The organism is Catenulispora pinistramenti, from assembly GCF_018274385.1.
Lineage (GTDB): Bacteria > Actinomycetota > Actinomycetes > Streptomycetales > Catenulisporaceae > Catenulispora > Catenulispora pinistramenti.
The window spans coordinates 49,132-57,799 of the sequence record NZ_JAAFYZ010000045.1; the positions used below are offsets into that span (position 1 = coordinate 49,132).

At 70.0% G+C, this 8,668-nt stretch carries 6 protein-coding genes; all 6 read left to right on the plus strand.

Going from position 1 to position 8,668, the window contains the following annotated elements:
* Positions 1 to 99: 99 nt before the first annotated feature.
* Positions 100 to 2,103: a hypothetical protein gene (locus KGQ19_RS15555; RefSeq protein WP_212009849.1), complete on the plus strand. Its 2,004-nt coding sequence runs from the start codon at positions 100 to 102 to the stop codon at positions 2,101 to 2,103.
* A gap of 182 nt (positions 2,104 to 2,285) precedes the next feature.
* Positions 2,286 to 4,544, plus strand: a complete 2,259-nt coding sequence (locus tag KGQ19_RS15560; RefSeq protein ID WP_212009850.1) for an alpha-N-acetylglucosaminidase — start codon at positions 2,286 to 2,288, stop codon at positions 4,542 to 4,544.
* A 145-nt stretch (positions 4,545 to 4,689) separates the two neighbouring features.
* Entirely contained in the window at positions 4,690 to 5,832 is a 1,143-nt protein-coding gene (locus KGQ19_RS15565; protein ID WP_212009851.1) for an LLM class flavin-dependent oxidoreductase, read from the plus strand.
* A gap of 25 nt (positions 5,833 to 5,857) precedes the next feature.
* On the plus strand, positions 5,858 to 6,661 hold the full coding sequence (locus tag KGQ19_RS15570) for an SDR family NAD(P)-dependent oxidoreductase (RefSeq protein WP_212009852.1): 804 nt from the start codon (positions 5,858 to 5,860) through the stop codon (positions 6,659 to 6,661).
* A 9-nt stretch (positions 6,662 to 6,670) separates the two neighbouring features.
* Positions 6,671 to 7,747 carry a GDSL-type esterase/lipase family protein gene (locus KGQ19_RS15575; protein WP_212009853.1) on the plus strand — a complete coding sequence of 359 codons (1,077 nt, stop codon included), beginning with the start codon at positions 6,671 to 6,673 and terminating at the stop codon, positions 7,745 to 7,747.
* A gap of 14 nt (positions 7,748 to 7,761) precedes the next feature.
* The coding region (locus KGQ19_RS15580) for an IclR family transcriptional regulator (RefSeq protein ID WP_212009854.1) at positions 7,762 to 8,668 on the plus strand (907 nt) is incomplete at its 3' end.

Genomic DNA, 8,668 nt, shown 5'->3' on the forward strand with positions numbered 1-8,668 from the left:
AAGGCGAGGTATCCGCGCATCAGTTTTAACGGGGGCGTTTCAACGGGGGGCAGGAGGCGGGCCTGTACCCCGTCACGCCGACAGAGCGGAGTGGACTGGATGAGTGCGGACACCGTTGTCAACGCGGCCGAGACCACGGCGCCGCGCGAGCAACGAAGCCCGCGCAAGCCGTTCGAGCAACTGGTCGCCGAGCTGATGCAGCGCGACTTCCTCGGCGTACGGGTCGGCGTCCTGCTGCTGATCCTGCCGGTCTTCATCTGCTCGATCGCCATGCAGATCACCAGCCGGCAGCTGTGGAACCACCCGCCGGACAGCCGCTACTACCTGCCGATGATGGCCAGGGACATGGGCCACTCCTGGCCCGACTCGATCCAGATGAACCAGAACATCTCCCCGGGCTGGCATCTGTCCGGCTGGTACTTCGCGGACAACGACCCGACCTGGCAGATGGTCCGGACCCGGCTGCTGTACCCGGTGCTGTCCATCCCGTTCGTCTGGATGTGGGGCCTGTCCGGCGGCTCGCTGATGGTCCCGGTGCTCGGCGACATCCTGTTCTTCTGGGTCACCGCGCGCGTCCTGCAGCGGCTGTACGGCCCCGGCGTCGCGGCGATCGTGGTGATCCTGTTCACCCTCACCCAGCCGATCTTCGGGTTCAGCTGGGCCGGTACCGACACGCTGGCGATGGGGCTGGCCGCGGTGATCGTGGCCAACCTGCCGATCGAGCGCCGGATCGGCAAGGCGAACCTGGTCTGGCTGGGCGCGGCCTCGATCTTCATCGCGCTGACCCGCCAGGTCGGGGTGCTGGCCCCGGCGATGGCCGGGGCGGGCTGGCTGTGGCTGCTGATCCGGGAACGGAACTGGCGCAACCGCTGGCTGGGATCGCTGATCGTCACCGCGGCCACCACGGTGGTGATCGAGGCGGTGTCGATGATGGTGACCACGGCCAGCGCGGCCAGCGTCATCAGCCACGGCGAGACCACCTATCCGGGCATCGCCCACGAGTTCGTGCACTACCTGAAGCTCGTGACCCAGGAAGCCATGACCTACATGTGGCACAACGACCGGGTGCTGCTGGGCATCCTGGTCACCGCCGGGGTGGGCATGGTGGTCCGGTTCAAGTCCGACGCCGCGGCGGTCTTCTTCGGGGCCGCGGCCGCGACCTACGTCATCACCGCGGGCATCGGCTTCTCGCAGTACATGCGCTACGAGATGGTGATGTTCCCGGCCGCCGCGGTGGCGGCGGGGGCGATGGTGCAGCTGCTTATGGGCGAACACCTGCCTTTCAAGGCGCGGGCATTGGCGGGGGCGGCGGAGTCGAGCCAGGCCACCACTGTCGCCGCCGAGGCTGCGGATTCTGACTCCGGGTCCGATTCCGGGTCCGATTCCGGGTCCGACGCCGCATCCGCTTCCGTTCCCGTCTCCGTTTCCGTGCCCTCGGTGCCGAGGCAACGGTTCTCGCCCGCGGCTGCTCTGGGCCGCACGATGCCCGGCCGCTACCTGGGCTTCGACCAGCCCCGTCCGGACCGCTGGAAGCCGCAGCTGGTCTTCAACGCCGCGGTGCTCGCGGTGGTCCTGGGCGTCTCGCTGCCGGGCTCCTGGGGCTCGACGCCCACCGCCCCGCCCTCGCCGGCGGTGGCCGCCGCCCAGGGCGGGACGCCCTACGCGTCCACGCCGCTGGCGAAGCCGGGCGCGGAGGTGACCCTGAAGGCCGCGTTCGACCAGGCCTCCGGTCTGACCAAGGACAGCGACCTGCTGCAGTACGCCTTCGACTGGGTCCACACCCTGCGTTACCGCCCGACGGCCGCGGACCAGCCGGGGTGGAGCACGCGGGACAAGGACGGCACGACGGTCATCCACATCAACTCCCTGGAGCTGGACCGTCCCGGCCAGGAGGCGTTCGGCCGGGCCATCTCGCTGGACCGGACGGTGCGCTCGGACTCCGTCAAGATCGTGCAGCGACAGGTCACTGAGTGGGGCGAGGACGTCACGTTCACGGTCCTGGACGACACCGGCGCGGTGCACCAGGGCACCGCGACCACGCTCTACCCGATCTGGGACAAGAAGGATCCGGGCGTCGTGACCTCGCTGGTCTTCGACAACTGATCGGCTGACACCGGCCTCATCGGCCCCACCGGGTCCGGCACGCTTCGGCGCGCCGGACCCGGTTTTTGGTATCGAAAGCGTCTCGCTGGCAACGCGGCAAGGCCTCCAAATCCTTCTCTGTATGACAGCGCGTTACAGGGACGCCCCGGCGAAGGGGCGCACGGGAAACATGGGGCCGGCACATGATCGGACGCCGTCGGGTGATGGGCTACGGGATCGCGGGGACGCTTGGCGCGATCGGGGTCGGGGTCGGGGTCGGCAGCGGGTTGGTGGCGCGGTCGGTGGCGAGGTCGGTCCGTCCGGATACTGGTCGGGTGGACGCCTCACCGAGCCGGGTTTCCGAGCCCGCCCCCGCGCCGCCCTTCGACACCGCGCCGGCGCGCGGCGTTCTGGAACGGCTGTTGGCCGGGCACGCTGATCAGATCGAGCTGCTGGCCGTCCGCGCGGCTGACGACGTCGAGCGCTACCGCATCCGCACCTCGGTGCTCGCCGCTGTCACGGTGGAAGGGACGAGCATCGCCGCGCTCCTGGCCGGTGTCGGCTGGTACCTCAAATACGTAGCGGACGTCACGGTCTCCTTGCCGGGTGACTCGCTGGGGCGACTGCCGGCGGTGCTGCCGACGCCGCGGGCGCCGATCGCCGGAGCCGCGGCGGTGAAGCACCGATTCGCTCTGAACGACACCGAGAACGGCTACGCCGGGGCCTATCGGAGTTGGGCCGAGTGGGAACGCACCTTGGACGTGCTGGCCCTGCACGGCTTCACCGAAGTGCTGATCCCGGCCGGGCAGGACGAGGTCTATCGGCGGGTGTTCGCAGAGTTCGGATACCGGCCCGACGAGCTCGACGCGTGGATCCCGGCGGCGTCCTATCAGCCGTGGTGGCTGCTGGGGAACCTGCAAGGCTTCGACGCGCCGGAGGATCCCGCGGTGCGGCAGGCGGGCGTCACAGTGGTGCAGCAGGCCGCCGACCGCCTGCGCGAGCTCGGGCTGACGCCGGTGCTGCCCGGCTACCTCGGCGAGGTCCCTCCTGGTTTCGCGCGACGAAACGCCGGAGCCCGGGTCCTCGGGCAGGGCATCTGGAACGGCTATCAGCGTCCTGACTGGCTCGATCCCCGCGATCCGCACTTCGCCCGGATCGCCGAGTCCTTCTATCGGCACCAGGCCGATCTGTACGGCCGCGGCACCGCCTACAAGATGGATCTCCTGCACGAGGGCGGCAACAGCGGCGGCGTGCCGATGGGGGACGCCGCGGTGGCGGTGATGACCGCCCTGCAGACCGCCCGGCCCGGCGCCACGTGGGTGATGCTGGGCTGGGACGGCAACCCGCGCCGGGACGTCCTGGACGCGCTGCGGAACTGCGCTCCGGCGGTCTGCGCGCGCAGCGAGGTCCTGATCATCGACGGCTGCTCGGACCGGTTCGCCGCCTTCGACCGCGAGGCCGACTGGGACGGCACCGCCTATGCCTTCGGCACCATCCCCAACTTCGGCGGCCGCTCGCTGCTCGGCGCCAACGCGGCGACGTGGAGCGACCGCTACTCCAAAGCCCTGGCCGCCAACGGAACCGCCCTGTCCGGCATCGCCTGGCTCCCCGAAGCCTCCAGCCACGACCCGGCCGCCTTCGAACTCTTCGCCGAACTCGCCTGGCGCCCCGACCCCTTCGACCTGTCGGACTGGTTCGCCCACTACGCCGCCCGCCGCTACGGCACCGTGGACGCGGCCGCCACCCAGGCCTGGCAGACCTTCGCACAGACCGCGTACTCCCTCCCACCGGGCACCTACAGCCAAGCCCAGGACAGCCTGTTCACCGCCTGGCCGGACCTGTCGGCGACCTCGGCCGTGGCCGGCGGCCCGGAAATGCGCTACGACGCCACGAGCTTCCAGTCGGCCGTCGGCATGCTCCTGCAAGCCGACCCGGCACTACGCACCATCGACGCCTACCGCTACGACATCGTCGACTTCACACGCCAGGCCCTGGCCAACCACGCCCGCGTCCTGCTGCCGAAGATCAAGGCGGCCTACACCGGCCACGACCTCCCCGGCTTCCACACCCTCACCGGCCGCTGGCTGAACGCGATGACGCTGCTGGACACCCTGCTCGCCACCGACGAGCGCTTCCTACTCGGCACCTGGCTCCGCTCCGGCGGCCACGACGCCCGCGCCCTGATCACCACGTGGGGCGGCCGCACCCCCGCCGCGTCCCTGCACGACTACGGCGGCCGAGAGCTGTCAGGGCTGATCGCGGACGTCTACGTGCCACGCTGGCACCGGCACTTCGCGGCGCTGGAGCCGGTGGTCGCCGGGACGGCGAAGACGTGGGCGCAGACGGATTGGTTCGCCATGGATGACGCTTGGGCGCGGAGCGGGAAGGCTTATCCGGTGACGGCGGTGGGCGATCCGTTTGCGGTCGCGAACGATGTCATGGCGTTCCTCGCCGCCTTCTGACCTGCGCTAAACCCCGCTGAACAGCAGCGCAGATGGCTATTGACGACCCATCAGATTCGGCATACGGTCCGTTCGGACCAGCGGACCGCGCGTTTGTACCGGCAAACGCGGGCCGGCGGACGCAGCCGAACGTGGAGGCGTGAGGATGAAGCTCGACCTGCTGTACGAGATCGACGTGCCCAAGCCCTGGGCCAAGCCGCACCCCTACGGCCAGCGGGAGGCCGAGCAGCGGGCGTACCGCGAGGCCTTGGAGCAGATCAAGCTCGGCGACAAGCTCGGCTTCTCCACCACCTGGCACGTGGAGCACCACTTCCGGGAGGGGCGGTCGCACTCGCCGGCGCCGGAGGTCATCATCGGGGCGCTTTCGCAGTGCACGGAACAGATCCGGCTCGGGTTCGGTGTCACGTTGATGCCGCACGCGTTCACGCCGCCGATGCGGGTGGCCGAGAAGGTCGCCACCGCGGACATCCTGTCCGGGGGGCGGGTCGAGTGGGGGACCGGGCGGTCCACGCCGATGGAGCAGACCGCGTTCGGGGTGGACCGTGAGGCCTCGCGGGCGCAGTGGGAGGAGGCGATCCAGGCCGTCGTCGGGATGTGGGAGGAGGAGTACTTCGAGTTCCACGGCAAGTACCTCGACTTCCCGCGGCGGATGGTGACGCCCAAGCCGGTGCAGGATCCGCACCCGCCGTGCTGGATGGCCGCCACGTCCGAGGGGTCGTCGGCGGTGGCCGGGGAGAAGGGCCTGGGGCTGCTGTCGTTCTCGATCCTGCAGCCGATCCACAAGATGGCCGAGCACATCCGGCTGTACCGGGCCGCGGCCGCGGCGCCGAAGCCGATCACCCGGGTCACCACCAACCGGGTGGCCGCCTACACCCTCGTGCACTGCGAGGAGTCGATGGCCAAGTGCGAGGAGTCGGGGATCTGGGACTCGGTCTGGTGGTGGTACAAGAACATCGCCGAGTTCACCGCCGAGTGGGAGCTGCCGCACCTGTCACAGCAGGAGCGGGACAAGGTGTTCCCGTACCTGATGCAGCAGGCGGACGGGAACTTCGACCCGAAGTCGTTCAGCGACCACGACATGATCGTCGTCGGCGACCCGGAGCAGTGCTACGCCAAGATGCTCAAGTACGCGGAGCTCGGCGTGGACCAGCTGATCTGCTACGTCCAGTTCGGCTACCTGCCGCACGAGTCGGTCATGAAGACCATCGAGCTGCTGGGCAAGGAAGTGCTGCCGGCGCTGGCCAAGGAAGGCGTCGACGCCACCATCAAGCCGGCTCCGGCCTCCTGACCCGCGGGCGAGAGGGCTGATTCCCATGACCCGTACCGATGACAGCGAAGTCCCCGACTACCGCTCCCGGCTCAGCCTGGACGGCAAGAACTTCATCGTGCTCGGCGCCGGGCAGGGCATCGGACGGCAGGCCGCGCACGCGCTGGCCGCGGTCGGTGCCAAGGTGTTCTGTGTCGATCTGGACGCCGGGCTGGCCGACGACATCGCCAAGGAGGTCGGCGGTGTCCCGTGGGCCGGCGACGCGATCGAGCAGGCCTCGGCCGAGCGCCTGTATCAGGACGCGGACAGCGCGCTGGGCCGCATCGACGGCATTGTGGACATCATCGGCATGGCGAAGTACGCCGGGCTGCTGGAGAGCGACCAGGACAGCTGGGAGTGGCACCACGGCATCGTGCTCCAGCACGCGGTCAATGCGATCCGCTTCGGCGCCCCGCGCATGATCGCCACCGGCGGCGGGGTGCTGACGGTCGTCGCCTCTGTTTCCGGGATGCAGTCCGCGCCCTCACACGGCGCGTACGGCGCGTACAAGGCGGCCCTGATGTCGCTGGTGCGAACGGCAGCCGTCGAGCTGGGACCCAAGGGGTTGCGGGTGAACGCCGTGGCCCCGGGCCTGGTCATGACACCGCGGGTGGCCGGATACCTTAGCGCGGCGGAGAAGGAACGCGGCGCTCGTAACGCTCCGCTGCGCCGATCTGCGTTTCCGTCGGACATCGCGGAAGTCATCTTGTTCTTGTGCACAGGCTTGTCGTCGTATATCACTGGGCAAACGATCGTCGTTGACGGCGGAGTCTCGGCCAAGTTCGGATACTCCTTGCCCGGAGAGGATTGATACTCATCGATGACGGCTCACAACGGCGTGGGTGACAGCGCGCATACCGAAATGTCCAACGCCGACCGGAGCCAGCGCGGGGGCACCTCCCGGCACGCGTCCGTGGAGCCCTATCTGACCGGTTGCGCCTGGCCGCCGGGCCAGGGCGCGGTCTATCCACGCGCCGACCCGCGCGACTTCTCCCGGCTGCCGATCGACACCTGGGGGACCGCCACGGTCCCGGTCGGCGTGCGGCTGGAGTTCTCCGGGGCGGCGCGGGCGGTGCAGATCGCCTACCGGACCAAGACCGCGGACCTCGGGTACCGCGGCGACGGGGCGGGCACGTTCTTCGCCGCCTACCAGGGCGAGAAGTTCATCTCCTACGCCGACGCGATGCTCGGCGACGGGATGGCCGTGCTCGACCTGGCCGAGGCCGACGAGTCGCTGCCGGTCACGGTCTACCTGCCCGAGGGCATGAAGCCGGAGATCGTCTCGCTGCGCGCCACGCAAGGGGAACTGCTCCCGGCGCCCAAGCAGCCGCGCTGGATCTGTTACGGCGACTCGATCGCCGAGGGCTGGTCCGCCTCCGAACCCGCGCTGTCCTGGCCGGCCATCGCCGGCCGGGTGCACGGGCTGGACGTGGTCAACCTCGGCTACGCCGGTGCGGCCCGCGGTGAGATCGTCTCGGCCGAGCAGATCGCGGCACTGGATCCGCCGGCGGTCATCTCCGTCAACCACGGCACGAACTGCTGGACCCGGATCCCGCACAGCGCCACCATGATGATGGCCGGGATGGACGCGTTCCTGCGGGTGGTGCGCGAGGGGCACCCGGGTGTGCCGATCGTGGTCTGCTCGCCGGTGCTGCGGCCGGATGCCGAGGAGACCCGGAACAAGCTGGGCGCGACGCTGGAGGATCTGCGCGAGGCGATCGAGGACGTGGTCGTCAGCCGCCGCGAGCGCGGTGACCGCGACCTGTACCTGGTCCGCGGCGGCGGCGTGCTGCGCGCCGAACACCTCGCCGACGGCATCCACCCCGGCGACGAAGGACACCGGATCATGGCGCGGGCGTTCGGGGACCCCATCGCCGAGCGCGTGACGAGAGAGTAAGAGGACGGGAGACCATGGCACGTCCGGCCCCGGCCGTGGACCGCACGGTGGCGGTGCTGAACCTACTCGCCGCCCACCCCGACACGGCCTTCTCCCTGTCGGAGATGTGCCGCCGGCTGGACATCAACAAGGCCACCGCCCACGCGATGCTGACGGCCCTGGCCGACTCCGGCTTCCTGCTGCGCAACCCGCGCGACAAGTCGTACACCCTGGGCCCGGCCCTGATCGCCCTGGGCTCGGCCGCCGCCGCCCGCCGCCTGGAACTCGTGGAGTTCGCCCGCGCACCCATGCAGGCCCTGGCCGCCGCCACCGGCCTGCAGTGCGTGGTGTCCTCGGCGATGGGCGAGGAGATCGTCTTCCTGGCGGTGGCCGGCGAGGTGGTCCCCTTCGGCCCGCACGTCCGCGTCGGCCAACGGATACCGCTCGCACCGCCGATCGGCACGGTGTTCATGGCCTGGTCCCTACCCGACGAGGTGGACACCTGGCTGCACCGCGCCGCCGGCAGCCCACTGACGGAGCCGGAGCTGGAGCGCTTCCGCAACGGAGTACGCGCGGTGCGGCGGCGAGGCTACTCGGTAGGGCTGGAGCCGGACGTGCTCGGGGTACGCCTCGGGCAGTCGCTGGACGACCACGAGGCAGTACCGCCACTGCTCGCGGAGCTGTCGCACACCTCGTACCTGATGGACGACTTCGGCGGCAGCACCCACCGCATCGGGCACCTGGCAGCACCGGTCTTCGGGCCGGACGAACGGGTGGCGATGGTACTGACGCTGTACGGCTTCCAGAAGCAGCTCAGCGGCACGGACATCGACGGCCTGGCCGCGCGACTGACCGGGACCACGCGGGAGATCACGTTCGCGGTGCGGGGGCCCCCGATGTTCTTCCGGTACCGGATCCAGGACTCGGGGTTGATCGGCTCGC